Raw genomic sequence first — 26740 nt, forward strand, 5'->3', positions numbered from 1 at the left:
GTTGAGGACGCCGCCCGTGAAGAAGACCGTCACCACCCTCGCCGACGGCCGCGAGCTCATCTACTACGACGCGCGGGACGACGCCGTCCGCGACACCGTCGACACCCGGCCGCTCGACCCCGTCACCTCCGCCTCCGAGATCCGCCACGACGCCCTCCTCGGCGACTCCGTCGCCATCGCCTCGCACCGGCAGGGCCGGACCTACCACCCGCCGGTCGACGCCTGCCCGCTCTGCCCCTCGCGCGACGGGCGGCCCACCGAGATCCCCGCCCCGGAGTACGAGGTCGCCGTCTTCGAGAACCGTTTCCCCTCGCTCTCCGGCGAGAGCGGCCGGTGCGAGGTCGTCTGCTTCACCTCCGACCACGACGCCTCCTTCGCCGACCTCACCCCCGAGCGGGCCGCGCTCGTGCTCGACGCCTGGACCGACCGGACCGCCGAACTCGCCGAGCGGCCCGGCGTCGAGCAGGTCTACTGCTTCGAGAACCGCGGCGCCGAGATCGGCGTCACCCTCGGCCACCCGCACGGCCAGATCTACGCGTTCCCGTACGTGACCCCCCGTACGGCCCTGATGCGCACCCGGGCCGCCGAGCACCGGGCCGCCACCGGGCGCAACCTCTTCGACGACGTCGTCGCCCGCGAGCGGGCCGACCAGGTCCGCGTGGTCCTGGAGAACGAGGACTGGATCGCCTTCGTCCCGTACGCCGCGCACTGGCCGTACGAGGTGCACCTGCACCCCGCCCGCCGCGTCCCCGACCTGCCGGCGCTCGACGAGGCGGCGCGCACAGCCTTCCCACAGACCTATCTGGAACTCTTGAGGCGCTTCGACCGGATCTTCGGACCCGGCGAGCCGCCCACGCCGTACATCGCCGCCTGGCACCAGGCGCCGGTCAACGACGCGGACCGCGCGGAGTTCGGGCTGCACCTGGAGCTTTTCACCGTCCGGCGGGCGCCCGGCAGACTGAAGTACCTCGCGGGCACCGAGTCCGGCATGGGCGCGTTCATGAACGACGTCCCGCCGGAGGCGGCGGCCGAACGACTCCGAGAGGTGGCAAGCAAGTGAAATACCTGGTCACGGGTGGCGCCGGCTATGTGGGGAGTACGGTCGCCCGGCATCTGGTCGAGGCGGGGCACCAGGTCACCGTCCTCGACGACCTCTCGACCGGCTTCACCGAAGGAGTCCCCGCCGGCGCCGAGTTCATCGAGGGCCGCGTCCAGGACGCCGCGCGGTGGGTCGACGGCTCGTACGACGGAGTCCTGCACTTCGCCGCCTTCTCGCAGGTCGGCGAGTCGGTCGCCAAGCCGGAGAAGTACTGGGAGAACAACGTCGGCGGCACGATGGCCCTGCTCGCCGCGATGCGCACGGCGGGCGTCCGCAAGCTCGTCTTCTCCTCCACGGCCGCCACCTACGGCGAGCCGGCCACCGTGCCCATCACCGAGACCGCTCCGACCGCTCCGACGAGCCCGTACGGGGCGTCCAAGCTGGCCGTCGACCACATGATCGGCGGCGAGTGCGCCGCGCACGGCCTCGCCGCGGTCTCGCTGCGGTACTTCAACGTGGCGGGCGCGTACGGCGGTTGCGGCGAGCGGCACGACCCCGAGTCGCACCTCGTCCCGCTGGTCCTCGACGTCGCCCTGGGCCGCCGCGAGGCGATCAGCGTCTACGGCGACGACTACCCGACCCCCGACGGCACCTGCGTGCGCGACTACATCCACGTCGCCGACCTCGCCGAGGCCCACCTCCTCGCGCTGGACGCCATGACCCCGGGCGAGCACCTGATCTGCAACCTCGGCAACGGCAACGGCTTCTCCGTGCGCGAGGTCGTGGAGACCGTGCGCGCGGTGACCGGCCACCCGGTGCCCGAGATCATGGCCGCGCGCCGCCCCGGCGACCCGGCGGTGCTCGTCGCCTCGGCGAAGGCCGCGCGGGAGCGGCTCGGCTGGATTCCGTCCCGCCCGGACCTGGCGGACATCGTGCGGGACGCCTGGGCGTTCGCGAGAGAGAGGGAGCGGGGACGCGGATGAGCGTGGCGGGGGAGTTCGAGAAGCTGTACGGGGCGGCGCCGGAGGGCGTCTGGGCCGCCCCCGGCCGGGTCAACCTGATCGGCGAGTACACCGACTTCAACGACGGCTTCGTGATGCCGCTGGCCCTGCCGCACACGGCGGTCGCCGCCGTCTCGCGGCGCGACGACGGGCTGCTGCGGGTCCACTCGGCCGATGTCGGCGGCGGCGTCGTCCAGCTCGGCGTCGACGCGCTCGAACCGCTCACGGGCGCCGCCGGCTGGGCCGCCTACCCCGCCGGTGTCGTCTGGGCGCTGCGGGCGGCCGGGCACCAGGTCACCGGGGCCGACATCCACCTCGCTTCCACCGTGCCGACCGGCGCGGGCCTGTCGTCCTCCGCCGCCCTGGAGGTCGTCACCGCGCTCGCGCTGGACGACCTCTTCGGCCTCGGACTCTCCCGCCCCGAACTCGCCGTCCTGGCCCAGCGCGCGGAGAACGCCTTCGTCGGCGTGCCGTGCGGGGTCATGGACCAGATGGCGTCGGCATGCGCCATCGAGGGCCACGCGCTCTTCCTGGACACCCGTGACCTCTCGTACCGCCAGGTGCCCTTCGACCTGGCGGCACAGGGGTTGCGGCTCCTGGTCGTGGACACCCGGGTGAAGCACGCGCTCGGGGACGGCGCGTACGCCGAGCGGCGCGCCGGGTGTGAAGCCGGTGCGCGGGCGCTCGGTGTGCGCACACTGCGCGAGGTCCCCTACGTGCAACTGCCCGATTTCCTCGCGCGTTTGAGCGATGAATCGGTTCGTCGCTACGTGCGGCACGTCGTCTCCGACAACCACCGGGTCGAGCGGACGATCGCCCTCCTCGACGCCGGGGACACGGCGGCCGTCGGTCCCGTCCTCACCGAGGGCCATGCCTCGCTCCGGGACGATCTGCGGGTCTCCTGCCCCGAGTTGGACCTCGTGGTCGAGGCGGCGAACGCGGCGGGCGCGCTGGGAGCGCGGATGACGGGCGGCGGCTTCGGCGGCTCGGCCGTCGTCCTCCTGGCCGAGGAGCGGGTGGACGCGGTGGTCGCGGCGGTCGGGAAGGCCTTTGCCGAAGCCGGGTTCGCCGCGCCGGGGATCTTCCCCGCGGTGCCGTCGGCGGGCGCACGCCGGGAGTGATCCCGCGCGCGGAACCGGCCGCCCTGTTCGGCCAGTTCTCCCAATCGCCTTCCCCCGCGGCCCCCCGCCCTTACTCTGAGCAGAGCGCCGGTGGGGGCCGGCGCGCATCAGGGGGCGAGGCCAGTCGGGTACGGCGCCCGGGACGGGGTAGCAGTCATGGCACGGCGGCGGCCGTGCGATCGACGGACCCCTGTCCCCGGCGCCGTACCCGCGCCGGTTCCGCTCCTCGACCCTTGGGGGTGTCCGTGGCTCGTATCCGGGTCCTGGTGGTGGACGATCACCGCATCTTCGCCGAGTCGCTGGCCGCCGCCCTCGCGGCGGAGCCCGACGTCGACGTCTCCGCCGCGGGCAGCGGCCCGGCCGCGCTGCGCTGTCTGGACCGCTCGGTCGCGGAGTCGCGCCGGTACGACGTGATGCTGGTCGACGCCGACCTGGGCACGGTCGCCGGCCCGACCGGTGCCCTGGCCCTCGCCCAGCCCGTCCCGGACAGCGGGGAGGGCGTCGTGGACGGCATCTCCCTGGTCGCCGGGGTCCGTGCGGCCCAGCCCGCCGTCCGTACGGTCGTCCTCGCCGAGAAGGACGATCCGCACCGGGCCGCGCTCGCGCTGCAGGCCGGGGCCTCGGGCTGGGTCGCCAAGGACTGCTCGCTCCAGCGGCTCCTGGCGGTCATCCGGGGGGTCCTGCGTGACGAGACGCATCTGCCGCCCGCGCTGCTCACCGGCGTGCTGCGGGAGCTGACGGCGGCCCGCAAGCACCGCACCGAGAGCGAGCAGCTGGTGGAGTCGCTGACCCCGCGCGAGCGTGAGGTGCTGCGCTGCATGGTGGCGGGTCTGGGCCGCAAGGCGGTCGCCGAGCGGCTCTTCCTCTCCCCGCACACCGTCCGTACGCACATGCAGAACGTGCTGGGAAAGCTGGGCGTGCACTCCACGCTGGCCGCCGTCGCGCTGGCACGCCGGGCCGGCGTCGGGCCCGCGGACCTAGCCGGGGATGTTGTCGAACGGGGCGGTCAGCTGGCGTAGCAGCGCGGCCAGTTCGCCGCGCTCGCCGCGCGAGAGCTGGGCGAGGATGGCCCGCTCCTGGGCGAGCAGTCCGGCGAGCGCCTGGTCGGCCCGGTCGCGGCCCTCGGGGGTCAGCCGGACCAGGACCCCGCGCCGGTCGCTGGGGTCGGGCAGCCGCTCGACCAGGCCCTTCTTGGTGAGCCGGTCGATACGGTTGGTCATGGTGCCCGAGGTGACCAGTGTCTGGGTGAGGAGCTGGCCGGGGGAGAGCTGGTACGGGGCCCCCGCGCGGCGCAGCGAGGTGAGGACGTCGAACTCCCAGGGCTCCAGCTGGTGCTCGGAGAAGGCGAGCCGACGGGCGCGGTCGAGGTGGCGGGCGAGCCGCGAGACGCGACTGAGCACCTCGAGCGGTTCCACGTCGAGGTCCGGGCGCTCGCGGCGCCATGCAGCGACCAACCGGTCGACCTCGTCCTCCATGACGATCAGTGTAGAGGGTCTGTTGACATAAAGTCTCTTGACGTCAAGATATATTCCGATGGACTATGGGGAAGGACCGGGCCGGGACCTAGTTCCGCTTCGGCAGCTCGTTCCAGCAAGGGGGCTCGAACATGTATTCCGCACCATCCTCCGCGTCTACCGCGCCAACCTGGGATCCCCAGCAGTACCTGCGGCATTCCGGCCATCGCACACGTCCGTTTCTCGACCTGCTCTCCCGAATACCGCGACTTCCCTCCCTCGGCACCCCGCCCCGGATCGCCGATCTCGGCTGCGGCCCCGGCAATGTGACCGTTCTGCTCGCCGACCGTTGGCCCGACGCGCACATCACCGGCTTCGACCTCTCCCCGGACATGCTGGAACGGGCGGAGAAGGACTGGGCGGGCACCACCGCCGGCGGCGGCTGGCTCGACTTCCGCCCCGCCGACGCCGCGCACTGGACGCCCGACGAGCCCTACGACCTGATCGTCTCCAACGCCGCCCTGCAATGGGTCCCCAACCACCCCGAGTCCTTCGCCCCGTGGATCGACGCCCTCAAGCCCGGCGGAACGTTCGCCTTCCAGGTCCCCGGCAACTTCACCGCGCCCAGCCATGCCCTGCTCGGCGAACTCTGCGACATGCCCCAGTGGCGCGAACGGCTCGACGGCGAGGGCCGCCGCTTCGTCCACATCCTCGAATCCGCCGACTACCTCCTGCGCCTCACCGAACTCGGCTGCGCCACCGAGGTCTGGGAGACCACCTACTCCCAGCTCCTCACCGGCGAGGACCCGGTCCTCGACTGGGTCAAGGGCACGGCCCTGCGCCCCGTCCTGACCGCCCTGGAGGGCGACCAGGAGGCGACGGACGCCTTCCTCGCCCAGTACCGCGACCTCCTGCGCGCGGCCTACCCGCCGGGGCCGCGCGGCACGGTCTTCCCGTTCCGGCGGATCTTCGCGGTGGCGACGAAGCCGGCGTGACGGGACCGTGAACACGGGACCGTTAACCATCCGAAGACGCCCCGCACCGAAAGACCGGTGCGGGGCGTCGAACGTAGGAGAACCCTCGCGGGCGGGAGTCCTAGTACACGGCGTTGTAGATCTGCCAGCCGGTGCCGATCCTGACCCGGGGGCCGAAGGCGGTGGCGCTGATCGGCGAGTAGCGCCACAGCTCGCCCGCCGTGTTCAGACCGAGCAGCTCGGCCTTGCCGTCGCCGTTGAGATCACCGGGGGCGACCAGCCGCGTGTACGTGTTCCAGCCCGAGCCGATCTTCAGCTTCGCCATGAACGGCGCGGTGGCGGAGCCGGTGCCCCGGTACAGGTACAGGCCGCCGGCGCCGTCACGGGTGACGATGTCCGCCCGGCCGTCGCCCGAGTAGTCACCCGCGCCGACGATCTGGTTGAACGCGCCCCAGCCCGCACCGATCTTGATCCGGGTCGCCAGGTGGTTACCGGTGCCGTCGCCCCGGTACAGGTACAGGTTGCCGGAAGTGTCACGGGCCAGCAGGTCGCCCTTGCCGTCACCGCTCAGGTCACCGGGACCGACGAGCAGGTTGTACACGCTCCAGCCGGAGCCGTGGTCGGTGCCCGTGAAGTTGTTGTAGAGACGGTTCTCGAAGATCTGCATCATGACCGGCAGACCGCGGTCGTCGAGGGACGAGGCGAACGTGAGGTGCCCGCCCGCCCACTCGCCGGAGCCGCCGACCTGCTCGCGCCCGGAGAGCAGACCGTTGTTCATCGCCCCGTACCAGAAGAGCGAACCCGCCTTGTCCCGGCCGGTGAGGGCGTTCTTGCCGAAGGCGGGGATGTTGCCGCCGCCGCCGAACTGATCGACGCTCTGGAAGGCGCCCTTGTCGGCGATCAGGACGCGGTTTCCCATGCGCCCGTTGCCGAGGCCCGGGTAGGCCCACAGCGCGCCGGCCTGGTCGCGGGCGAACAGCTCGGCCGCGCCGTCACCGGTGAGGTCGTCGACCGCGACCAGCTGGTTGAAGATGTTCCAGCCCTGGCCGACCTCCACACGCCCCTTGAAGGGGGTCTGGGTGGAGCCGGTGGAGCCGTAGAACCACAGCTTGCCGTCGTAGGACCGGCCGATGACGTCGCCCTTGCCGTCACCGTCGTTGTCACCGACGCCCACGACCTGGTCGTAGATGTTCCAGCCGGTGCCGACCTTCACCCGGCCACCGAGCGGCGCGGAGGCGTTGCCGGTGGCGAGGTAGAGGTACAGGTCGCCGTTGTGCTGGCGGCCGATCACGTCCGCGCGGCCGTCACCGTTCACGTCACCGGGCGAGAAGACCTTGTTGTAGATGGTCCAGCCGCCACCCTGCCAGCGGTACGTGGCCCAGGTCGGCGTCGCGTCGCCGTACATCCGGAGCGTGCCGTACGGCGACAGGACCAGGACCTCGGGCTTGCCGTTGCCGTCCTGGTCGCCGATCGGGACGATGTCGAGGGCCGGCGAGGCGTTGCCGTCGTCGCCGAAGAACTCACCGTTCTCCGCCGAGGACGGCGTCGTGTACGTGACACCGTCCCAGGCGCGGTAGATCAGGTCGCCCTTGCCGTCGCCGTCGGTGTCGAAGCGGACCGGCGAAGCGCCCTCGGCCGTCGCGGTGCGGCCGGCACGGTCCGTCCCGGAGTCGAGCTTCGACAGGTCGGGCTTCTCCGGCAGGGTGAAGGTGCGGCCCTCTCCCGCGGACGGGTCGGGAATCGGGTCGGCGGACGCGGGAGTCGCCAGCAGCATGCCGGCGGAGAGAGCGAGCGCGGTGCACGCCGCGATGCGGCGCGCGCGCCCGAAAGCGTTGAACAAGAGATCCCCCCCAGGGATCAGAGAAAACGACGGACCGGGGCAGAGGTCCGCGACGCCCCCGCACACGACGTACAGCGCGTGCGGAGGGCGAAACACCCCCCCGGATGTGGAGGGGAGCATATCGCCCGTCGGTGACAGGGGATCAACGGATGTCCCGGAAGCGGAGGAACGTTTCCGCTTTCCCTGGCCCAGCCCGCGCGCTGCCCCTCGGTTCTTGCGCTGCCCGTCGGCTCGCGCGCTGCCCCTCGGTTCTTGCGCTGCCCGTCGGCTCGCGCGCTGCCCCTCGGTTCTTGCGCTGCCCTATCGGCTCGCGTGCCGGCCTCTCGGGTCGCGTGCCGGCCTTCTCGGCTCGCGCGGCGTCCCCCCTGGGGCCGCGCGGCGCCCCCCTACAGCTCGCGCGGCGCCCTCCTACAGCTCGCGCGGCGCCCCCTGGAGCCGCGCGCTCCCCCTCAGCTCTTGCGGTGCCCTATCAGCCGCGGCTTCTGCTCCAGGCCGTCCAGGCCGTGCCACGCCAGGTTCACCAGGTGCGCCGCGACCTCCGCCTTCTTCGGCTTGCGGACGTCCAGCCACCACTGGCCCGTCAGCGCCACGCTCCCCACCAGCGCCTGCGCGTACAGCGGCGCCAGCTTCGGGTCGAAGCCCCGGGCCTTGAACTCCAGGCCCAGGATGTCCTCCACCTGCGTCGCGATGTCACTGATCAGCGACGCGAACGTGCCCGTCGACTGGGCCACCGGCGAGTCGCGGACCAGGATCCGGAAGCCGTCCGTGTACCGCTCGATGTAGTCGAGCAGCGCGAACGCCGCCTGCTCCAGGAGCTCGCGCGGATGCCCCGCCGTCAGCGCCCCCGTCACCATGTCGAGCAGCTGCCGCATCTCCCGGTCGACCACGACCGCGTACAGCCCCTCCTTGCCGCCGAAGTGCTCGTACACCACCGGCTTGGACACCCCGGCCTTCGCCGCGATCTCCTCCACCGACGTGCCCTCGAAGCCCTTGGCGGCGAAGAGCGTCCGACCGATGTCCAGCAGCTGCTCCCGGCGCTCCGCGCCCGTCATCCGCACCCGGCGGCCACGCCGGGGCTTCGTCTCGCTGCTTCCGGTACCGCTGGTACTGCCGTCGATCGCCACGTTCTCCATCATGCCGCGTCGGCGGGCTCGCCCCGGCGCCGGGCTTCGATCCGGGACGCGTTCGGCCAGCGCACGTCGTAGGCCCAGCCCAGCTGCTCGAACCAGCGGATCAGCCGCGCGCTGGAGTCGACCTGGCCGCGCAGCACCCCGTGCCGCGCCGACGTCGGATCCGCGTGGTGCAGGTTGTGCCACGACTCGCCGCAGGACAGCACGGCCAGCCACCACACGTTGCCCGAACGGTCACGGGACTTGAACGGCCGCTTGCCGACCGCGTGGCAGATCGAGTTGATCGACCACGTCACGTGGTGCAGCAGCGAGACCCGTACCAGCGAGCCCCAGAAGAACGCCGTGAACGCGCCCCACCACGACATCGTCACCAGACCGCCCACCAGCGGCGGGATCGCCAGGGACAGCATCGTCCAGAAGATGAAGTCGCGGGAGATCCGGCGGAGCGCCGGGTCCTTGATCAGATCCGGCGCGTACTTCGCCTGCGGCGTGCGCTCCTCGTCGAACATCCAGCCGATGTGCGCCCACCACAGGCCCTTCATCAGCGCCGGCACCGTCTCGCCGAACCGCCACGGCGAGTGCGGGTCGCCCTCCGCGTCGGAGAACTTGTGGTGCTTGCGGTGGTCCGCCACCCACCGCACCAGCGGCCCCTCCACGGCCAGAGACCCCATGATCGCCAGCGCGATCCGCAGCGGCCGCTTCGCCTTGAAGGAACCATGGGTGAAGTACCGGTGGAAACCGATCGTGATGCCGTGGCAGCCGATGTAGTACATCGCCACCAGCAGCCCCAGATCGAGCCAGCTCACCCCCCAGCCCCACGCCAGAGGCACCGCCGCGAGCAGCGCCAGGAAGGGCACCGTGATGAACAGCAGCAGCGTGATCTGCTCGATCGAACGCTTGCTGTCGCCGCCCAGCGTGCCGGAGGGCAGATCGGAGAGGTCCTGGCGGGTGGGTTCGAGCACCTCGGGACTTGAGGTCATGGGTGTCCCCTGGGGGGTGAGAGCGAGGGAAATGGAGCCGTGGCTACGGGACCGTAACCTACGGCGACGTAAGTATGGCAGCGCATGGCCGCGCGGCAAGAGGGCACACGAGGGGCTCCGAGGAGTCCAAGGGATGGACACCTATCCTGTGTGCGTCGGACAGCGCGGTCCGCAAGCCTCCAGTACCCCTCCAGATGTGCCCGAACACTGCAAGGAGCCGTCACCTGTGAGCAGTGCCGACCAGACCCCCACCGCCAGCGCCGAGCTGCGTTCCGACATCCGCCGACTGGGCGATCTGCTCGGCGAGACGCTCGTCCGCCAGGAGGGCCACGAGCTTCTCGACCTCGTCGAGAAGGTCCGCCGGCTCACCCGCGAGGACGGCGAGGCCGCGGCCGAGCTGCTGGGCGAGACCGACCTGGAGACCGCCACCAAGCTGGTGCGCGCCTTCTCCACCTACTTCCACCTGGCCAACGTCACCGAGCAGGTCCACCGAGGCCGCGAGATGCGGGAGAAGCGCGCCGCCGAGGGCGGACTGCTCGCCCGCACGGCCGACATGCTCAAGGACGGCGACCCGCAGCATGTCCGCGACACGGTACGGAACCTCAACGTACGGCCCGTCTTCACCGCGCACCCCACCGAGGCCGCCCGCCGCTCGGTCCTCAACAAGCTCCGCCGGATCGCCGCCCTCCTGGAGACCCCGGTCATCGAGGCCGACCGGCGCCGCCACGACCTGCGGCTCGCCGAGAACATCGACCTCATCTGGCAGACCGACGAGCTCCGGGTCGTCCGCCCCGAGCCCGCCGACGAGGCCCGCAACGCCATCTACTACCTCGACGAGCTGCACGCCGGCGCCGTCGGCGACGTCCTGGAGGACCTCGCCGCCGAGCTGGAGCGCGTCGGCATCGAGCTGCCCGCCGGCACCCGCCCGCTGACCTTCGGCACCTGGATCGGCGGCGACCGCGACGGCAACCCGAACGTCACCCCCCAGGTCACCTGGGACGTGCTGATCCTCCAGCACGAGCACGGCATCACCGACGCCCTCGACCTCATCGACGAGCTGCGCGGCTTCCTCTCCAACTCCATCCGCTACGCCGGAGCCACCGAGGAACTCCTCACCTCCCTCCAGCGCGACCTGGAGAGCCTGCCGGAGATCAGCCCCCGCTACAAGCGCCTCAACGCCGAGGAGCCGTACCGCCTCAAGGCCACCTGCATCCGGCAGAAGCTCGTCAACACCCGCGAGCGCCTCGCCAAGGGCACCCCGCACCAGGAGGGCCGCGACTACCTCGGCACCTCCGACCTCGTCCACGACCTCGCGCTGATCCAGACCTCGCTGCGGGAGCACCGCGGCGGCCTCTTCGCCGACGGCCGGATGGACCGCACCATCCGCACCCTGTCCGCGTTCGGCCTCCAGCTCGCCACCATGGACGTCCGCGAGCACGCCGACGCCCACCACCACGCCCTCGGCCAGCTCTTCGACCGGCTCGGCGAGGAGTCCTGGCGGTACGCGGACATGCCCCGCGACTACCGGCAGAAGCTCCTCGCCAAGGAGCTGCGGTCCCGCCGCCCCCTCGGCCCCACGCCCGCGCCGCTCGACGCCGCCGGGCAGAAGACCCTCGGCGTGTTCGGCACCGTCAAGGAGGCCTTCGAGCGCTTCGGCCCCGAGGTCATCGAGTCGTACATCATCTCGATGTGCCAGGGCGCCGACGACGTCTTCGCCGCCACCGTCCTCGCCCGCGAGGCCGGCCTCCTCGACCTGCACGCCGGCTGGGCCAAGATCGGCATCGTGCCGCTCCTGGAGACCACCGACGAGCTCAAGGCCGCCGACGTCATCCTCAACGACATGCTGGCCGACCCCTCCTACCGCCGTCTCGTCTCGCTCCGCGGCGACGTCCAGGAGGTCATGCTCGGCTACTCCGACTCCTCCAAGTTCGGCGGCATCACCACCAGCCAGTGGGAGATCCACCGCGCCCAGCGCCGCCTGCGCGACGTGGCGCACCGCTACGGCGTACGCCTGCGGCTCTTCCACGGCCGCGGCGGCACCGTCGGCCGCGGCGGCGGCCCCTCGCACGACGCGATCCTCGCCCAGCCCTGGGGCACCCTGGAGGGCGAGATCAAGGTGACCGAGCAGGGCGAGGTCATCTCCGACAAGTACCTCATCCCGTCCCTGGCCCGGGAGAACCTCGAACTGACCGTCGCCGCCACCCTGCAGGCCTCCGCCCTGCACACCGCGCCGCGCCAGTCCGACGAGTCCCTCGCCCGCTGGGACGCGGCCATGGACACCGTCTCGGAGGCCGCCCACACTGCGTACCGCAAGCTCGTCGAGGACCCCGGCCTCCCGGCGTACTTCCTCGCCTCCACCCCCGTCGACCAGCTCGCCGACCTGCACCTGGGCTCGCGGCCCTCTCGCCGCCCGGGCTCCGGCGTCTCCCTCGACGGACTCCGTGCCATCCCGTGGGTGTTCGGCTGGACCCAGTCCCGCCAGATCGTCCCCGGCTGGTTCGGCGTCGGCTCCGGCCTCAAGGCGCTGCGGGAGGCCGGCCTCGAAGCGGTCCTCGGCGAGATGTACGAGCGCTGGCACTTCTTCCGCAACTTCCTCTCCAACGTCGAGATGACGCTGGCCAAGACGGACCTGCGGATCGCCCGCCACTACGTCGACACCCTGGTGCCCGACGAGCTCAAGCACGTCTTCGCCACCATCGAGGAGGAGCACGCCCTCACCGTCTCCGAGGTCCTCAAGGTGACCGGCGGCGAGAAGCTCCTCGACTCCAACCCGGTGCTCCAGCAGACCTTCGCCATCCGCGACGCCTACCTGGACCCGATCTCCTACCTCCAGGTCGCCCTGCTCGCCCGCCAGCGGGCCGCCGTCGAGCGCGGCGAGGACCCCGACCCGCTGCTCGCCAGGGCCCTGCTGCTCACGGTGAACGGCGTGGCGGCGGGCCTGCGCAACACCGGCTGACGCCGGCTCCCTACGCGACGGTGCCCCCGTCGGAATCCATGGATTCCGACGGGGGCACCGTCGTCGCTACGGGTGTCAGTGCTGCTGGGCCTTGCGGCGACGCAGCACCAGGACGGAACCGGCACCCGCGAGGGCGAGGGCCCCCGCGGCGATGAGGCCCACCGGCGCGGAGGAGCCCGTCTCGGCGAGGTCACCCTCGGAGCTGCCGCCACTTGCGGACGCGGACGGCGTCGCGCCGGCGGAGGCGGAGTCCGTGGCGGACGGCGTCGTGCCCGGCGTGCTCGTGGACGCCGAGGCGCTCGGGGACGCCGACGTGCTCGGGCTCGTGGACGTCGAGGTGCTCGTGCTCGGCGTCACCGACGGGGTGCCGGTCGACTGGCTCGGCGTCGGCGTCTTCGAGGCCGGGCAGGTGTGCGAGAGGTTGAACTTGTTCTTCGGCACGCTGCCCGTGATCTCGGCCTCGACCTTGACGAGCTTCGCACCCGGCTCCGACGCCACGTAGGCGTGCTTGTCGGTGGGCGGGCCGAAGGTCGTGATGGTCTGCGTGCCGCCCGGCTCGAAGGTCACCGTGAGCTTCGCCCAGTGACCGTCATTGCCCGGCAGGACGAAGTGCCAGCCGTCCATCGTGGCGGGGATGTCCGCGCAGTTGCCGAAGCCCTTCTGCGGAGCGCCCTCGTCCATCGCGGTACGGGGAAGCTCCTGACGGAGGGTGGGATGGGTCGTGTCGCCGCCCGCGGCGGAGGCCGCCGGAGCCAGCACGAGGGAGCCCGCCACGGCCGCGATCAGCGCGCCGGCGGGAATGAGGGATCGTCGCATGTGCAGTCGTCCATCTGGGATGAGGGAAGCCGTGGGGGGCGGCGGCCGAAGCCTAGCCGCATCCTTAAGTCACGCTTAACCCGATTCTCATAACAATCAGAGCGCGAAGAACGTCCCGACCAGCAACACGGCCCCCACGCCTGCCATCGACCACGCCGTCCGCGTCAGCCGCAAGCCGCCCCCGACCAGCGGCGCCGCCAGCAACAGCGCACCGCCCAGCGGGAGCCAGGCGTGCAGACCGCCGCCCCACCCCGTGCGCACCGCCACGCTCGTACCCGGCTTCACCACCACCGGCAGCGTCTGCCCCTTGGCCGCCGCCACCGAGCGGTCGATCGTCAGGGTGGAGTGCGGCGAGGGCGGACCGGACGGCACATAACGGCCGCTGCACGTCTCGTCGTTGCAGCCGGTCACCGTCAACGTGCCGTGCTCACGGCCCTTCGGAAGCAGTACGTGCTGCGCCGTGCCCCACGACGACCAGGCTCCCGCGACGAGGAGCAGCAGGGCTATCAGGGCCATGGCGGCGTTACGGGCGTGCGTCATGACCCGCGATCGTACAGTCGTACCGCGACGGCCGGACCGTCAGGAGTTGTACGCCGACTGCGCGCGCTCCAGACCCTCCGCCACCAGGCACTCCACGGAGTCCGCCGCCCGGTCCACGAAGTAGTCGAGCTCCTTGCGCTCCGCCGAGGAGAAATCCTTCAGAACGAAGTCCGCGACCTGCATCCGGCCCGGCGGACGCCCGATGCCGAACCGCACCCGGTGGTACTCCGCGCCCATCGCCTTCGTCATCGACTTCAGACCGTTGTGGCCGTTGTCGCCCCCGCCGAGCTTCAGACGCAGCACCCCGTAGTCGATGTCCAGCTCGTCATGGACCGCCACGACATGCGCCGTCGGCACCTTGTAGAAGTCCCGCAGCGCCGTCACCGGACCACCCGAGAGATTCATGTACGACATCGGCTTCGCCAGGATCACCCGACGGTTCGCCGGCCCCGGCGGACCCATCCGCCCCTCCACGACCTGCGCCTGCGCCTTCTGCGCCCGCTTGAACTTCCCGCCGATACGGTCGGCGAGCAGGTCCACCACCATGAAACCCACGTTGTGGCGGTTGGCCGCGTACTCCGGCCCCGGGTTGCCGAGGCCGACGATCAGCCAGGGGGCGTTCGCGTCGTCCGTCATCTGCGTCTGGTCTCCTCGTGTGCGGACACGTATGCGTACAGAAGAAACGGGGTGACGGGCCCGAACGGCCCGTCACCCCGTCGCGTCAAGCAGAGCCTACGGCTCAGGCCTCGGCGCCCTCGGCCTCGGCGGCCTCACCCTCGGCCTCGGCGGCCGGCTCCTCGGCCTGCGCGGCCAGGATCTGGATGGCGACGGCGTCGGCGTCGGTCACCAGGGAGGTGCCCTTCGGCAGCGCGATGTCCTTGGCGAGGATGGAGGCACCGGCCTCCAGGCCCTCGATGGAGACCGTGACGGACTCGGGGATGTGGGTGGCCTCGGCCTCGACGGAGAGCGTGTTCAGCACGTGCTCCACCAGGAAGGTGCCCGGCGCCAGCTCACCCTCGGTCTCGATGACGACCTCGACGGTGACCTTCTCGCCGCGCTTCACGAGCAGCAGGTCGACGTGCTCCAGGAAGCCCTTCAGCGGGTCACGCTGCACGGCCTTCGGGATCGCCAGCTCGTTCTTGCCGTCGATCTCGAGGGACAGCAGGACGTTCGGGGTACGCAGCGCGAGCAGCAGCTCGTGGCCCGGCAGCGTGACGTGGACCGGGTCGGTGCCGTGACCGTAGAGAACGCCGGGAACCTTGTTCTCGCGGCGGATGCGACGCGCCGCACCCTTGCCGAACTCGGTACGGGTCTCGGTGGCGAGCTTCACCTCGGACATGTGCACTCCTCGTAAATGGTGACGAATGTGACTGTCACCCGGCCACGACTGGCGATGGCCTGCTACGAAGAGCGCGTCGATAACGGACCGCCGTACCGCCTGGGTACAGCCTCCCTCGCCGAGCAACTACGGCAGTCTACCGGCCGCCGGCCCCACCACCCAACTGGATCACTCCAGGGCCGGGGCCGAGGGCATGAGAAAGGCCCGCCTCCCGGAGGGGAAGCGGGCCTCACTCGGAAACTGCACGGATCCTCGGAGAGGTCAGTGCTCCTCGAACAGGCTCGTCACCGAACCGTCCTCGAACACCTCACGCACCGCACGCGCGATCGTCGGCGCGATCGACAGCACCGTGATCTTGTCGAGCTCCAGGGAACCCGGCACCGGCAGCGTGTCCGTGAACACGAACTCGCTCACCTTCGAGTTCTTCAGACGGTCCGCGGCCGGCCCCGAGAGGATGCCGTGCGTGGCCGTCACGATGACGTCCTCCGCGCCGTGCGCGAAGAGCGCGTCGGCGGCGGCGCAGATCGTGCCACCCGTGTCCACCATGTCGTCCACCAGGACACAGACACGGCCACGGACGTCACCGACGACCTCGTGCACCGTCACCTGGTTGGCGACGTCCTTGTCACGACGCTTGTGCACGATCGCCAGCGGCGCGTCAAGCCGGTCGCACCAACGGTCCGCCACCCGCACACGACCGGCGTCCGGAGAGACGATCGTCAGCTTCGAACGGTCCACCTTGCTGCCCACGTAGTCCGCCAGGACCGGCAGCGCCGACAGGTGGTCCACCGGGCCGTCGAAGAAGCCCTGGATCTGGTCCGTGTGCAGGTCGACCGTGAGGATCCGGTCCGCACCCGAGGTCTTCAGCAGATCGGCCACCAGACGGGCCGAGATCGGCTCACGGCCACGGTGCTTCTTGTCCTGACGGGCATAGCCGTACGACGGGATGATCACGGTGATGCTCCGAGCGGAAGCCCGCTTCAGAGCATCGATCATGATCAGCTGCTCCATGATCCACTTGTTGATCGGAGCCGTGTGGCTCTGGATCAGGAAGCAGTCCGCGCCACGAGCCGACTCCTGGAAACGGACGTAGATCTCACCGTTCGCGAAGTCGAAAGCCTTCGTCGGCACGAGGCCGACACCCAGCTGGTGCGCGACCTCCTCGGCCAGCTCGGGGTGGGCGCGGCCGGAGAAGAGCATCAGCTTCTTCTCGCCGGTCGTCTTGATCCCGGTCACAGCACTGTCTCCTCAGACGTGTTCCCTGGCCGCGAATCCCGCGCTCCCGTGCGCGTGTGCGAGCCAGCCGAATTTGTGTGCACGTATCACGGTACGCCGAGTTCGACGCACCTGTTTCCGGTCAGCTTTCGCCGACAGGCCCCTCCACAGCGGCCTGAGCGGCCTGCGCGGCAGCGCTCCCCGGACGCTTCCGAGCCACCCAACCCTCGATATTCCGCTGCTGGCCACGGGCGACAGCGAGCGAACCGGCGGGTACGTCCTTGGTGATCACGGACCCGGCAGCGGTGTACGCACCGTCCCCGATCGTGATGGGTGCCACAAACATGTTGTCCGACCCGGTCCGGCAGTGGGACCCGATCGTCGTGTGGTGCTTCGCCTCACCGTCGTAGTTCACGAAGACGCTCGCCGCGCCGATGTTCGTGTACTCGCCGATCGTCGCGTCGCCCACATAGGAGAGGTGCGGAACCTTCGTCCCCTCACCGATCGTCGCGTTCTTCATCTCCACGTACGTACCCGCCTTGGCCTTCAGCCCCAGGTTCGTCCCCGGCCGCAGATACGCGAACGGCCCCACGGAGGCGCTCTCGCCGATCACCGCGGAGTCCGCCACCGTGTTGTCCACCCGGGCGCCCTTGCCGACCTGCGTGTCCTTCAGACGCGTGTTCGGACCGACCTCGGCATCCTCGCCGATGTGCGTCGCGCCGAGCAGCTGCGTCCCCGGGTGGATGACGGCATCGCGCTCGAACGTCACCGTCACGTCGACGAAGACGGAGGCCGGGTCGACCACGGTCACACCGGCGGTCATCGCCCGCTCCAGCAGCCGCTGGTTGAGCAGCGCACGCGCCTCGGCGAGCTGCACGCGGTTGTTGATCCCCAGGATCTCGCGGTGGTCGCCGGCGACGGACGCACCGACCCGGTGACCGGCCTCACGGAGGATCGACAGCACATCGGTGAGGTACTCCTCGCCCTGGCTGTTGTCCGTCCGGACCTTGCCGAGCGCGTCCGCGAGCAGCCGCCCGTCGAACGCGAACACCCCGGAGTTGATCTCCATGATCGCGCGCTGCTCGTCGGAGGCGTCCTTGTGCTCCACGATCGCCGTCACGGCGCCGGAGGCGTCCCGGACGATGCGCCCGTAGCCGGTCGAGTCCGGCACCTCGGCGGTCAGCACGGTGACGGCGTTGCCGTCGGCGGCGTGGGTGCCGGCGAGGGCCTTCAGGGTCTCCCCGGAGAGCAGCGGCGTGTCACCGCAGACCACGACGACGGTCCCGTCGGGCGCCTGGCCCAGCTCTTCGAGCCCCATGCGGACGGCGTGACCGGTGCCGTTCTGCTCGTACTGGACGGCGGTGCGGGTGCCGGCGTAGTGCGCGTCGAGATGCGCGGTGACCTGCTCACGCGCGTGCCCGACGACCACGACGAGGTGCTCGGGCTCCAGCTCCCGCGCGGCGGACACGACGTGCCCGACGAGGGAACGTCCGGCGATTTCGTGCAGGACCTTGGGGGTCTTCGACTTCATGCGGGTGCCCTCACCCGCTGCGAGGACGACGACGGCGGCCGGGCGGTTGGCGCTCACGGGAATGCCCTTCGGCTTCGGGTGGTGGACACCCGCAGGATACCGGGGGGTTTTGGGGCGGACATGAGTGCGGGTCCTGACCGTGAGGTCAGGACCCGCACCACGGACCTGCGCACTGGGTGCTCCCCCGCAAGGATTCGAACCTTGACCTGCCAAGACCAAAACTTGGTGTGCTGCCGGGTTACACCACGGGGGACCGGTGCGTCAGACCATACCGGAGACACGCCCCGCCGCGGCATTGATCCCAGACCACCAACCGTCGATGCGGCAATACAGCTCGGCACTCCCCGCGACGTCGATGACCAGGCAGCCTCGATAGTCCTCCCCCACGTTCTTCCGGACGGTCTTGGGGTTGTGTTTCTTCAGGGTGGTCCGGCGGAGTTCTGCCGCCCCGATGCCGAGGAGTCCGGCCCAGTACTGCTCCGCCCCGACTACATCGGCAGTCTCGTGGATCATCACCCTGTACCCGACACGCTTCCCGTCGACGCCGAGCAGTCTGAGCCAGGCACGGAACAAGAGGATCATGTCGGGGTCGCTGTTGACGAAGATCACCCGCTCTCGGCGTGCGTACGACTTGCTCTTCTGCCCTTCCGCCCAGTAGAGCCCGACTCCGATCAGGAAAAGCTCGCGATCCGACAGGTCGCCGATCTCGACGTGAGCAGCCTGCTTGACGGCTGCCCGCTCCTCGTCCTGCGCGATCCTGAGCCTCTTGAGCCCCTCGTTCATGAGCGCACGCTGTTCCTCTGGGGTGTGGCGGGGCTCCGGCTTCGGAAGGTCGCGGACCCAGAGGGAGATCGAGCTCTTCGAGCAGCCCAGTTCGACCTGGATCTGGTCGTAGGTCATGCCTTGGGCGCGCAGCTCGCGCGCCCGGTCGCGGAGGTCGTCCTTCGCGCGTGGGCGTTTCGTCCACTCCGGGGGCGGCTCGCCTTCCACGAGGCGGTTGAGGATGTCGTTGTTGTGGATGCCGAGGCGGTCGCGGATCTCGCGCCGGCTGAGGCCCTCGCGGCGTAACGCGACGGCCTGCTCGCGGAGGCTTTCGAAGTCGGCGTAGCGACTCGTTTCAGGGGTCATACGAACACCATCGTCCGGAATGCGGACGTCCGGGTCGAATGCCTGGGCGATTCAGTAGTTCGAGGGACTGGTGTGTGTACGCGGTTGACGGCGGCGCTTCCTCCTCCCGTAGTCGCCGGAAAATGACTGGCCCCCGCCCGTAGGCTGGAGGGCATGACCACAACGGGGGCACACCAGGACGCGACGGGCATGACGCCCAGCGGCCGGTGGTGGTGGGGGAGACGGCGTAGTGCGGTGCTCGACATCGGCCTGGCGGCCGTGTCGTCGCTGGAGTGCGGGATCCAGGGAGTCGGCTTCGCCGACGAGGCGGGGCTGCCGGTGCCCGTGGGGGTGCTGTTCGGGCTGGTCGTCGGGTCCGTGCTGCTCCTGCGGCGCCGGTGGCCGATGGTCGTCGTCCTGGTCTCGATCGCGGTCACGCCCGCCGAGATGGGCTATCTGATGGGGATCGTCGGGCTGTACACGCTCGCCGCTTCCGAGGTGCCCCGCCGGATCACGGCCGCGCTCGCCGGAATGTCGACGGTCGCCGTCTTCCTGGTGACGGTGGTGCGGGTGCGGCAGGACGTCGCGCAGGCCGATGCCGGGCAGCCGGACTTCGATCCCAGTGGCTGGTACATCCCGGTCGTCGCGGTCTTCCTCACCTTGGGGCTCAACGCGCCCCCGGTGCTCTTCGGCCTGTACATAGGGGCACGGCGCCGGCTCATGGAGAGTCTGCGGGAGCGCGCGGACAGCCTGGAGCAGGAGTTGTCGTTGCTCGCCGACCGGGCGGAGCAGGGGGCGCAGTGGGCGCGGCAGGAGGAGCGGACGCGGATCGCGCGGGAGATGCATGACGTGGTCGCGCACCGGGTGTCGTTGATGGTGGTGCATGCGGCGGCGTTGCAGGCGGTGGCGTTGAAGGATCCGCAGAAGGCGGTGAAGAACGCGGCGCTGGTCGGTGACATGGGGCGGCAGGCGCTGACGGAGTTGCGGGAGATGTTGGGGGTGCTGCGGGAGGGGGCGGGCACGGCGGTGCCGGCTGGGGGTCCGTCGGGATCCACGGGGTCCCCTGGTGCGGCCGTTCCGTTGGCTGCCGTCGGGCGGGCGGCTGCGGCTGCTGCCGAGGCGGCGTCGGAGGACGGGCCGTGTCTGGACGCGCTGGAGGCGTTGGTCGAGCAGTCGCGGCAGGCGGGGGTGGTCGTGGAGCTGACGGTGATGGGTGAGGCGCGGGTGTACGCGGCGGAGGTCGAGCGGACGGCGTACCGCGTGGTCCAGGAGGCGCTGACCAATGTGCACAAGCATGCGGCGGGCGCGAAGGTCGTGGTCCGGCTCGCGCATCGTGGGGCGGAGGTCGCGATGCAGGTGGAGAACGGCCCGTCGGACGCGGAGGCCGCCGACGCCCATCTGCCGAGCGGGGGGAACGGTCTGGTCGGCATGCGGGAGCGCGTGACGCGGCTGGGTGGGGTGTTCGTGTCGGGGCCGACGGACGGGGGCGGGTTCCGGGTGTCGGCGGTGTTGCCGGTGGGGGAGCGGGCGGCGTAGATCCGGTCCTTGCGGGATCCTCGACGTTGGATGTCGGATATTGGGTATTGGATCCGATGTCGTGGATCTTGGATCGTGGATCTTGGATCCGATTCCGTACCGCTTAGCCCGTCACCAGCCTCGTCGGTCGCGTCCCCGTGATCAGCGTCGACAGCGCCGCGTCGATGTCCCGGCCCAGGAACCAGTCGCCGGTGTGGTCCAGGCTGTAGACCCGGCCCTCCGCGTCGATCGCGAGGACCGCCTGGTGCTCGCCCTCCTCGCCCAGGGGGGAGATCTCCGTGTCGAGGGCCCGGCCGAGGTCCGACAGGGTCCGGGACAGGTGGAGGCCGGCCAGGGGGTCGAAGTGGAGGGTGGCCGGGGCGATCTGGCGGCCCGTGCCCGGGGCGGTGACGCGGAGGCCGCCGAACTCCGCCCACGCCTCGACCGCCGCAGGGAAGACGCTGTGCCGGTGGCCGCCCGGCGAGACGTGTGCCCGCAGGGTGTCGGCCCATTGTTCGGCGAGTTTGATGTCCCAGCGGCCGGGCTGCCAGCCCGCCTCGCGGAGGGCGGCGTCGACGTTGACCGGGAAGCGGGTGGTGCTCAGGTGGTCGGGCATGGAGGTGCGGTCAGCCGTTCTCGACAGTCGAGGTGGGGTCGACGGTGCGTACACCGAAGTGCGCGAGCATCGCCGTACAGGAGCGACAGGGGGCGGCGTAGCTGCCGTGCAGCGGGTCGCCGGCCTCGCGGATGCGGCGCGCGGTGAGTTTGGCCTGTTTGAGCGAGCGGCGCGCCTCGCTGTGGGTGAGGGGTTTGCGTTGGGCGCGCTTGGAGCGGCCCGTCTCCGTGGCGGTCAGGTGGCGGGAGAGCAGGATGGCCTCGGGGCAGCGTCCGGTGAAGCGTTCGCGCTGCCCGCTGGTCAGGGTGTCCAGGAAGTCCTGGACGAGCGGGTGCAGGGCGGGCGGCTGGTCGCCGCGGCCGGCGGTGCACGTGAGGGTCTCGCCGCGTACCGAGAGCGCGGCGCCGACGGTGGGGAGGATGCCGTCGCGGCGGAAGCGCAGTAACGGGGCGCGGGTGGGCTCGGTGCTGCTCCAGTTGAGGCGTGGGTCACCCTGCGTGGGCGTCGGTGCTGCGTACATGGTGCGTTTCTTCCCCTCCTGCAATCCCCCGAGTTGCTGGAACAGAGTGCCAAATGGGACGCCTCATGTGGAAGCGGGGTACTCGAACGGGGCCTCGGTGTGTCGTAACTATCGCCGGTGTGTCATCCGCTCGTGACAGTTGGTCACGGGCTGTGGTCGTCGGGGGATCGGGCCGGGTGGCGGGCTTGTGGCAGCGCATAGGCTGTGCGGAATCAGCCAGCAGCCAGCGCAGGGGGCAACCGCCATGACGACAGGTCGGCTCGGGCATCACGCCGCGCCACCGAACGCGGCTTACGCCGGGCAGGTCGTGCACTTCCCGGACCCGGTCCGCGCCTCCCGGCATCCCCGAGGGGTGCGGGTGGACGAACACGGCTATCCGGACTTTTCGCCGTACGCCCGGGCGGCGGCGGAGATCGCCGATCCGCCCGAGGGCTTCGGCGTCGACGAGTTGCGGCTGACGGACTACGTGTCGGCGAACGCGGCGCTCGCCGCGACCGGCCACGAGCTGTGGGACACGATTCCGTCGGTGGCGACCCCGCACGGCTGGACGTGGCACCACGTGGCGGGCAGCCGGCGGATGGAGCTGGTTCCGGTCGAGGTGAAGGCGCTGCTGCGGCACCACGGCGGGGTCGCGACGGCCGTCGTGGACCACGACAAGCGCGGTACGCGCCCGCTGCAGGAGACGCGGCCGGCGCACGTCGGCGTGCCGAAGGGCCTGGTGTCGGTGTCCGAGCAGCAACTGCTCGGAGTCGAGGAGGACTTGGGGTACCGCCTGCCGGGCGCGTACCGCTCCTTCCTGAAGGCCGCGGGCGGTTGCGCGCCGGTGGGCGCCGCGCTGGACGCGGAGCTGGGTCTGCTGGTCGACCAGCCGTTCTTCACGGTGCGCGAGGAGGCGGGCGTCAATGACCTCGTCTACGTCAACAAGTGTCTGCGCGACCACCTGACCAAGGACTATCTGGGCGTCGGGTTCGTCCAGGGCGGGATCCTGGCGGTGAAGGTGAAGGGCGACCGGGTCGGGACGGTGTGGTTCTGCGCGTACGACGACGCGCGGGACGCCGGTGAGGCGGCCGCCGCGTGGAGCGTGGGCGAGCGCGTGGAGCGGTTGCTGCTGCCGTGCGGCGAGGACTTCGACGCGTTCCTGCAGCGGCTGGCGGGCAATCCGCCGGAGCTGGAGACGGTGGCGAACCTGATGGTGGACGGCGGCTTCGCGCGCGCCGTGCCCGTGGTCCCGGTAGGGGAGTGAAGTGGCTGTGGTGACGTTCGCGCAGGCGCAGGAGCGCGCCGAGGAATGGATCAACGGTGACGTGCCGGCGTACCAGCACCGGGAGGTGCGGGTGCGGGAGTTCGGGCTCGGTTTCGTCGTCTGGGCGGAGGACCGCGAGGGCGGTCCGATCTCGGACGGCGGCCGGCAGCGGCTGGTCATCGCCCGGGACAGCGGTGAGGCGACGCTGTGGCCGGGGCTGCCGGTGGGTGAGGTGATCCGGCGGTACGAGGAGGAGTACGGCGCGGTCGAGGACGAGGCGGGCGCGGGTGCGCCGGCCGCGCCGCCGGAGCGGGTCGACCTGAACGCGACGTCGTTCCTGCTGAGCCCGCCGGAGTGGCTGCAGGACGCGGCGGACAAGCTGGGTCTGCCGCCGAAGGGCCCGAACGCGTCCCAGGCGGGCGGGAGTTCGTCGACGCCGGAGTCGGAGCCCGTGACCGCGGACGCGGATGCGGGTGCGGGCGCGTCGGAGGGGCGGTCGGTCGACCACGAGCCGACGGCTGCCGACGGGGTGCCGGCAAGGACGCCGTCCGGCGCTTCGGCCTCGACGCCGGCGGGGACTCCGTCCGGGGCGTCGGTCGACGCTCCCGCGAGGCCTGCGGTGAGCAGCCCGTGGGCGGACGCCAACGCGAGTTCGGGCGGTGCGGACGGCTCCGTACCGCTGCCCGCGACGGTGTTCGCGCCGCCGCTCTCGGGGGCGGACGACGACGACTCGTCGCTGCCGGTCGTGGGCGCGGACGCCCCGACGGCCCTGATGGCGGGCGGCAGCGCGCTGCCGCCGACGGCGATCGCCCAGGCTCTCGACCCGCACGCCCCGCCGCCGTCCGGCGCCGAGGCCTCGTTCCCGCCGGGAGCACCGGGAGCACCGGGAGCACCGGGAGCACCGGGAGCACCGGGAGCACCGGCCGCGCAGGGAGTGCCGGGAGCACCCGGGACGCCGGGAGCGCCGGGGGTTCCGGCTGCGCCGGCGGCTCCGGGGGCCGGGCCGGCGTCGTCCGGTGGTCCGGGCGCGTCGCTCGGATCCGGCGCACCCGGCGCACCCGTTCCGCCTGGTGCGCCTGGGGGTACGCCCGCTCCTGGTACGCCCACGCCGCCGCCCGCGCCCGGGGCGCCCGGGGCCGGGGACATCGCGGACGCCGCCACCAGCAAGGCCGCGCTGCCCCCGCGTGGGGCGCGTGGGGCTGGAGGGAATCCTCCTCCGCCGCCGCAGGCGCCGGGGGCCCCCGGCGCCGGGGCGCCCGCGGGGGGCTACATCCCGACGCAGTTGGTCTCCCAGCTCGGCCCCGACGGCCCCCAGCCGCCCGGGCCTCCCGGTCCGCCGACGCCGCCGCCCGCGCAGCCCGTGCACCAGGCCGCGACGATGCTCGCGCACCCGAGTCAGGGTGGGCCCGGCACTCCGCCGCCTCCGCCCGCGCCGCCGGGCATGCCCGGTGCGCCTGGCGTGCCCGGTGGGTCCGACGGTGCCGGTGCCGGTGTCGCGCACGCGGCGACGATGCTCGCGCAGCCCGGTCCCGGAGCGATCCCCCCGCCCGGACCCCCCGGGGCTCCTGGTGCCCCCGGAGCTCCTGGCGCGCCCGGTGCGCCCGGCACCCCGCCCGGTGGGGTGCATCACGCGGCCACGATGCTGGCGCAGCCGGGCCCGGGTGGGCCGCCGGCTCCGCCGGGGCCGCCGCCGTCCATGCAGGGCGCGCCGCCCGCGCCGCCCGCGTACGGCTACCCGCAGCAGCCGACCGGTCAGCCGACCGTCGGCCCCGGCTATCAGGCCGTGCTACGCTACCGCGCGCCCGACGGTTCCGAGGCCCAGATCATCCGGCGGTCCGCTCCCGGCACTCCGCACCCCGAGTGGCAGATCCTGCACGAGCTGCGCGCCATGAACGTACCGCCGCAGCAAGTGCTGGAGCTGCACACGGAGTTGGAGTCCTGTGAGCTGCCGGGTGGTTACTGCGCCCGGATGATCCGGGAGACCTGGCCGCAGGCGCGGATCACCAACATCGCGCCGTACGGCAGGGATCACGCGGGCCGCCAGCAGGGCATGCGGCAACTCCTCACTCATCAGGGTGAGTTGCACCAGGTCGCGGACGGCCCGGCTCGGCCCGCGCCGGTACGGGCTCCGCTGCCGCCGGTGCAGCCGGCGCCGCCGATCCCGCCGGAGGGCATCGCGCAGGAGATGGCGGGTGCCTTCGGGCCCGGTATCTGCCGGTTCGACCAGCGGGCGGTGTCCCGGCAGGGTGTGCCGGAGATCGTCGCGCTGACGCTCGTGTGGGCGGGGCTGCCGGCCGACTTCGGGCCGTTCTTCTGGGCGCAGCCGGCCCAGCCGGTGGTGCCGACGCTCGCGGAGCTCGCGGCGCAGCGGCAGGTCCAGCCGGCGTCGGACGCGGGCTCGTACCTGGTGATCGGTTCGGACTTCGGGCGGGCGCTCTGCGTCCAGTACGGGACCGCGCACATCGTCGCCGTACCGGTCGAGGCCGGCCCGGGGGGTGCGCCGGTGCCGCCGCAGTTCGTGAACAGCGGGCTGCCGGAGTTCGCCCGGTCCATGGCGCTCCTCGGGCGGATGTGGCGGCTGCGGTTCGGGCTCAACCCGGAGCAGGCGGGCCGCTGGACGGTCGACTTCCAGGCGCAGTTGGCGATGCTGGACCCGGCGGCGCTGGCGTCGCCGGAGACCTGGTGGTCGGTGCTCCTGGAGCAGATGTGGGACGGACTGCTGTAGCCCCGCTCTAGGCCAAATGCATGCCATATGCAGGCCATATGTGACGAAGGCGCCCGACGTGGAGGACACGTCGGGCGCCTTTGTCGTGTCTGATGACGCATCCTTGGCATTTGAGCCAGTACGACCGTTACGGAAGGGGCGTCAGGGATGGATTTCGCCGTCGGACGCGGGCGCGGTTACAGCCCCGAGCAGGTCGACCGTCACCTCGCCGCGCTCTTGGGGGAACGCGACGCGGCGTGGGAGCGGGCGGCCGGGCTGACGGCGCTCGTGAAGGAGCGGGAGGCGGAGGCCGTACGGCTGCGGGCGGAGGTCGAGGCGCTGGCGCCGCAGCGGTACGAGTCGCTGAGCGAGGGGGCGCGGAAGATACTGGCGCTCGCGGAGGCGGAGGACGAGCGTCTGGTACGGGCCGCGGAGGCGGAGGCGAAGTCCCTCGCGGAGGTCGCGGAGGGGGAGGCGCGCCTGGTGACGGAGGCGGCCCGCGCGTACGCGGACGCCGTACGGGCGGAGGCGGAGGACGCGGCCGGCGTCACCCTGGAGGCGGCGGACACGGAGTCCAGGGCGCTGCGCGCGGCGGCCCGCCAGGAGGCGGGGGCGATCCGGGCCGCGTCACGGGAGGCGTTCGAGGACACGGTCCGCAGGGCGTCGGCGCTGCGGGGGGCGCAGCGCGCGGAGCAGGTGGTCGTACGGGAGAAGGCCGAGCGCGCGGCGGCGTCCCGGGTGGCCGAACTGGACGCCCGGTACGAGGAGCTCGTCGCCGAGGCGCACGTCCACCTGGCGGAGGCGGAACGCGCCCTCGCGAGGACGCGGGAACGTGCTCGCCACGACCAGGAGGACGCGGATGCCCGAGCGGCGGAGTTCCTCTCCGAGGCGCGGGCGCAGCGGGAGCGCGTCGAACGGGCGACGGAGCGCGTGCTGCGGGAACACGAGGAGGCCCGGGAGGAGATCCACGCCCAGATGGAACACATCCGCGCCTCCCTGGCCACCCTGACAGGCCGCGGCCTCGCCCCCACGGACGACGCGGAGACCTCGGACACCCCGGACCCCGGCGCCGAGCCGGAGGCGGATCCCGAGTCGTAGG

23 protein-coding genes and 1 tRNA gene are annotated in these 26740 nt (G+C 71.7%); 10 read left to right on the plus strand and 14 right to left on the minus strand.

What is annotated here, in order from left to right; all coding sequences use genetic code 11:
• Positions 1-16 precede the first annotated feature (16 nt).
• The 4 genes from galT (at position 17) to ACWF79_RS14285 (ending at position 4180) form a co-directional block, all read left to right on the plus strand.
• On the plus strand, positions 17-1060 hold the full coding sequence (galT, locus tag ACWF79_RS14270; protein ID WP_453728383.1) for a galactose-1-phosphate uridylyltransferase: 1044 nt from the start codon (positions 17-19) through the stop codon (positions 1058-1060).
• The gene (galE, locus tag ACWF79_RS14275) at positions 1057-2022 is read left to right on the plus strand and encodes a UDP-glucose 4-epimerase GalE (RefSeq protein ID WP_453728384.1); all 966 of its coding nucleotides are present in this window, start codon (positions 1057-1059) and stop codon (positions 2020-2022) included. Before galT ends, galE begins: the two co-directional genes overlap by 4 nt.
• Positions 2019-3161: a galactokinase gene (galK, locus tag ACWF79_RS14280; RefSeq protein WP_453728385.1), complete on the plus strand. Its 1143-nt coding sequence runs from the start codon at positions 2019-2021 to the stop codon at positions 3159-3161. Before galE ends, galK begins: the two co-directional genes overlap by 4 nt.
• A 233-nt stretch (positions 3162-3394) precedes the next feature.
• Positions 3395-4180: a LuxR C-terminal-related transcriptional regulator gene (locus tag ACWF79_RS14285; protein WP_453728386.1), complete on the plus strand. Its 786-nt coding sequence runs from the start codon at positions 3395-3397 to the stop codon at positions 4178-4180.
• Here ACWF79_RS14285 and ACWF79_RS14290 read toward each other — a convergent pair.
• On the minus strand, positions 4139-4636 hold the full coding sequence (locus ACWF79_RS14290; protein ID WP_362013257.1) for a MarR family winged helix-turn-helix transcriptional regulator: 498 nt from the start codon (positions 4634-4636) through the stop codon (positions 4139-4141). The two genes, ACWF79_RS14285 and ACWF79_RS14290, sit on opposite strands and share 42 nt — an antisense overlap.
• Positions 4637-4767: 131 nt before the next feature.
• On the opposite strand from ACWF79_RS14290, the gene ACWF79_RS14295 reads away from it, so the two are divergent.
• Entirely contained in the window at positions 4768-5610 is an 843-nt protein-coding gene (locus ACWF79_RS14295) for a trans-aconitate 2-methyltransferase (protein ID WP_453728387.1), read from the plus strand.
• A gap of 100 nt (positions 5611-5710) precedes the next feature.
• Here the strand turns inward: ACWF79_RS14295 and ACWF79_RS14300 are convergent, their stop codons facing one another.
• The 3 genes from ACWF79_RS14300 to ACWF79_RS14310 all read right to left on the minus strand — a co-directional run bounded on the left by ACWF79_RS14300 (position 5711) and on the right by ACWF79_RS14310 (position 9539).
• Positions 5711-7429 carry an FG-GAP repeat domain-containing protein gene (locus ACWF79_RS14300; RefSeq protein WP_453728388.1) on the minus strand — a complete coding sequence of 573 codons (1719 nt, stop codon included), beginning with the start codon at positions 7427-7429 and terminating at the stop codon, positions 5711-5713.
• Between the two features lie 449 nt (positions 7430-7878).
• Positions 7879-8565 carry a TetR/AcrR family transcriptional regulator gene (locus tag ACWF79_RS14305; protein WP_453728389.1) on the minus strand — a complete coding sequence of 229 codons (687 nt, stop codon included), beginning with the start codon at positions 8563-8565 and terminating at the stop codon, positions 7879-7881.
• Entirely contained in the window at positions 8562-9539 is a 978-nt protein-coding gene (locus ACWF79_RS14310; protein ID WP_453728390.1) for an acyl-CoA desaturase, read from the minus strand. The genes ACWF79_RS14305 and ACWF79_RS14310 overlap by 4 nt, the downstream gene beginning before the upstream one ends.
• A 226-nt stretch (positions 9540-9765) precedes the next feature.
• On the opposite strand from ACWF79_RS14310, the gene ppc reads away from it, so the two are divergent.
• The gene (gene ppc / locus ACWF79_RS14315; RefSeq protein ID WP_453728391.1) at positions 9766-12495 is read left to right on the plus strand and encodes a phosphoenolpyruvate carboxylase; all 2730 of its coding nucleotides are present in this window, start codon (positions 9766-9768) and stop codon (positions 12493-12495) included.
• Between the two features lie 75 nt (positions 12496-12570).
• On the opposite strand, the gene ACWF79_RS14320 is transcribed toward ppc, so the two are convergent.
• The 8 genes from ACWF79_RS14320 to ACWF79_RS14355 all read right to left on the minus strand — a co-directional run bounded on the left by ACWF79_RS14320 (position 12571) and on the right by ACWF79_RS14355 (position 19064).
• Positions 12571-13311, minus strand: a complete 741-nt coding sequence (locus tag ACWF79_RS14320) for an LPXTG cell wall anchor domain-containing protein (protein WP_453728392.1) — start codon at positions 13309-13311, stop codon at positions 12571-12573.
• A 96-nt stretch (positions 13312-13407) separates the two neighbouring features.
• Complete coding sequence (locus tag ACWF79_RS14325) at positions 13408-13851, minus strand: hypothetical protein (protein WP_453728393.1); 444 nt, start codon at positions 13849-13851, stop codon at positions 13408-13410.
• A gap of 39 nt (positions 13852-13890) precedes the next feature.
• A complete protein-coding gene (gene pth / locus ACWF79_RS14330; RefSeq protein ID WP_453728394.1) occupies positions 13891-14487 on the minus strand; it encodes an aminoacyl-tRNA hydrolase in 597 nt (198 codons plus the stop codon).
• A gap of 103 nt (positions 14488-14590) precedes the next feature.
• Positions 14591-15190: a 50S ribosomal protein L25/general stress protein Ctc gene (locus ACWF79_RS14335; RefSeq protein WP_453728395.1), complete on the minus strand. Its 600-nt coding sequence runs from the start codon at positions 15188-15190 to the stop codon at positions 14591-14593.
• A 261-nt stretch (positions 15191-15451) separates the two neighbouring features.
• The gene (locus ACWF79_RS14340; RefSeq protein ID WP_453728396.1) at positions 15452-16426 is read right to left on the minus strand and encodes a ribose-phosphate diphosphokinase; all 975 of its coding nucleotides are present in this window, start codon (positions 16424-16426) and stop codon (positions 15452-15454) included.
• Between the two features lie 121 nt (positions 16427-16547).
• The gene (glmU, locus tag ACWF79_RS14345) at positions 16548-17993 is read right to left on the minus strand and encodes a bifunctional UDP-N-acetylglucosamine diphosphorylase/glucosamine-1-phosphate N-acetyltransferase GlmU (RefSeq protein ID WP_453728397.1); all 1446 of its coding nucleotides are present in this window, start codon (positions 17991-17993) and stop codon (positions 16548-16550) included.
• A 122-nt stretch (positions 17994-18115) separates the two neighbouring features.
• Positions 18116-18189: transfer RNA gene (locus ACWF79_RS14350), tRNA-Gln, on the minus strand.
• 8 nt (positions 18190-18197) lie between these two features.
• Complete coding sequence (locus ACWF79_RS14355; RefSeq protein ID WP_453728398.1) at positions 18198-19064, minus strand: hypothetical protein; 867 nt, start codon at positions 19062-19064, stop codon at positions 18198-18200.
• Between the two features lie 153 nt (positions 19065-19217).
• On the opposite strand from ACWF79_RS14355, the gene ACWF79_RS14360 reads away from it, so the two are divergent.
• The gene (locus ACWF79_RS14360) at positions 19218-20579 is read left to right on the plus strand and encodes a sensor histidine kinase (RefSeq protein ID WP_453728399.1); all 1362 of its coding nucleotides are present in this window, start codon (positions 19218-19220) and stop codon (positions 20577-20579) included.
• A 103-nt stretch (positions 20580-20682) separates the two neighbouring features.
• Here the strand turns inward: ACWF79_RS14360 and ACWF79_RS14365 are convergent, their stop codons facing one another.
• Positions 20683-21174, minus strand: a complete 492-nt coding sequence (locus ACWF79_RS14365) for an SUKH-3 domain-containing protein (RefSeq protein ID WP_453728400.1) — start codon at positions 21172-21174, stop codon at positions 20683-20685.
• Between the two features lie 10 nt (positions 21175-21184).
• Positions 21185-21694, minus strand: a complete 510-nt coding sequence (locus tag ACWF79_RS14370) for a YwqJ-related putative deaminase (RefSeq protein ID WP_453728401.1) — start codon at positions 21692-21694, stop codon at positions 21185-21187.
• 244 nt (positions 21695-21938) lie between these two features.
• On the opposite strand from ACWF79_RS14370, the gene ACWF79_RS14375 reads away from it, so the two are divergent.
• The 3 genes from ACWF79_RS14375 to ACWF79_RS14385 all read left to right on the plus strand — a co-directional run bounded on the left by ACWF79_RS14375 (position 21939) and on the right by ACWF79_RS14385 (position 26739).
• Positions 21939-22937, plus strand: a complete 999-nt coding sequence (locus ACWF79_RS14375; RefSeq protein ID WP_453728402.1) for an SMI1/KNR4 family protein — start codon at positions 21939-21941, stop codon at positions 22935-22937.
• A gap of 7 nt (positions 22938-22944) precedes the next feature.
• Positions 22945-25662 carry an SUKH-4 family immunity protein gene (locus tag ACWF79_RS14380; RefSeq protein WP_453728419.1) on the plus strand — a complete coding sequence of 906 codons (2718 nt, stop codon included), beginning with the start codon at positions 22945-22947 and terminating at the stop codon, positions 25660-25662.
• Positions 25663-25809: 147 nt separating this feature from the next.
• On the plus strand, positions 25810-26739 hold the full coding sequence (locus ACWF79_RS14385; RefSeq protein WP_453728403.1) for a cellulose-binding protein: 930 nt from the start codon (positions 25810-25812) through the stop codon (positions 26737-26739).
• Position 26740: the final 1 nt, after the last annotated feature.

The organism is Streptomyces sp. NPDC054975 (assembly GCF_053609105.1).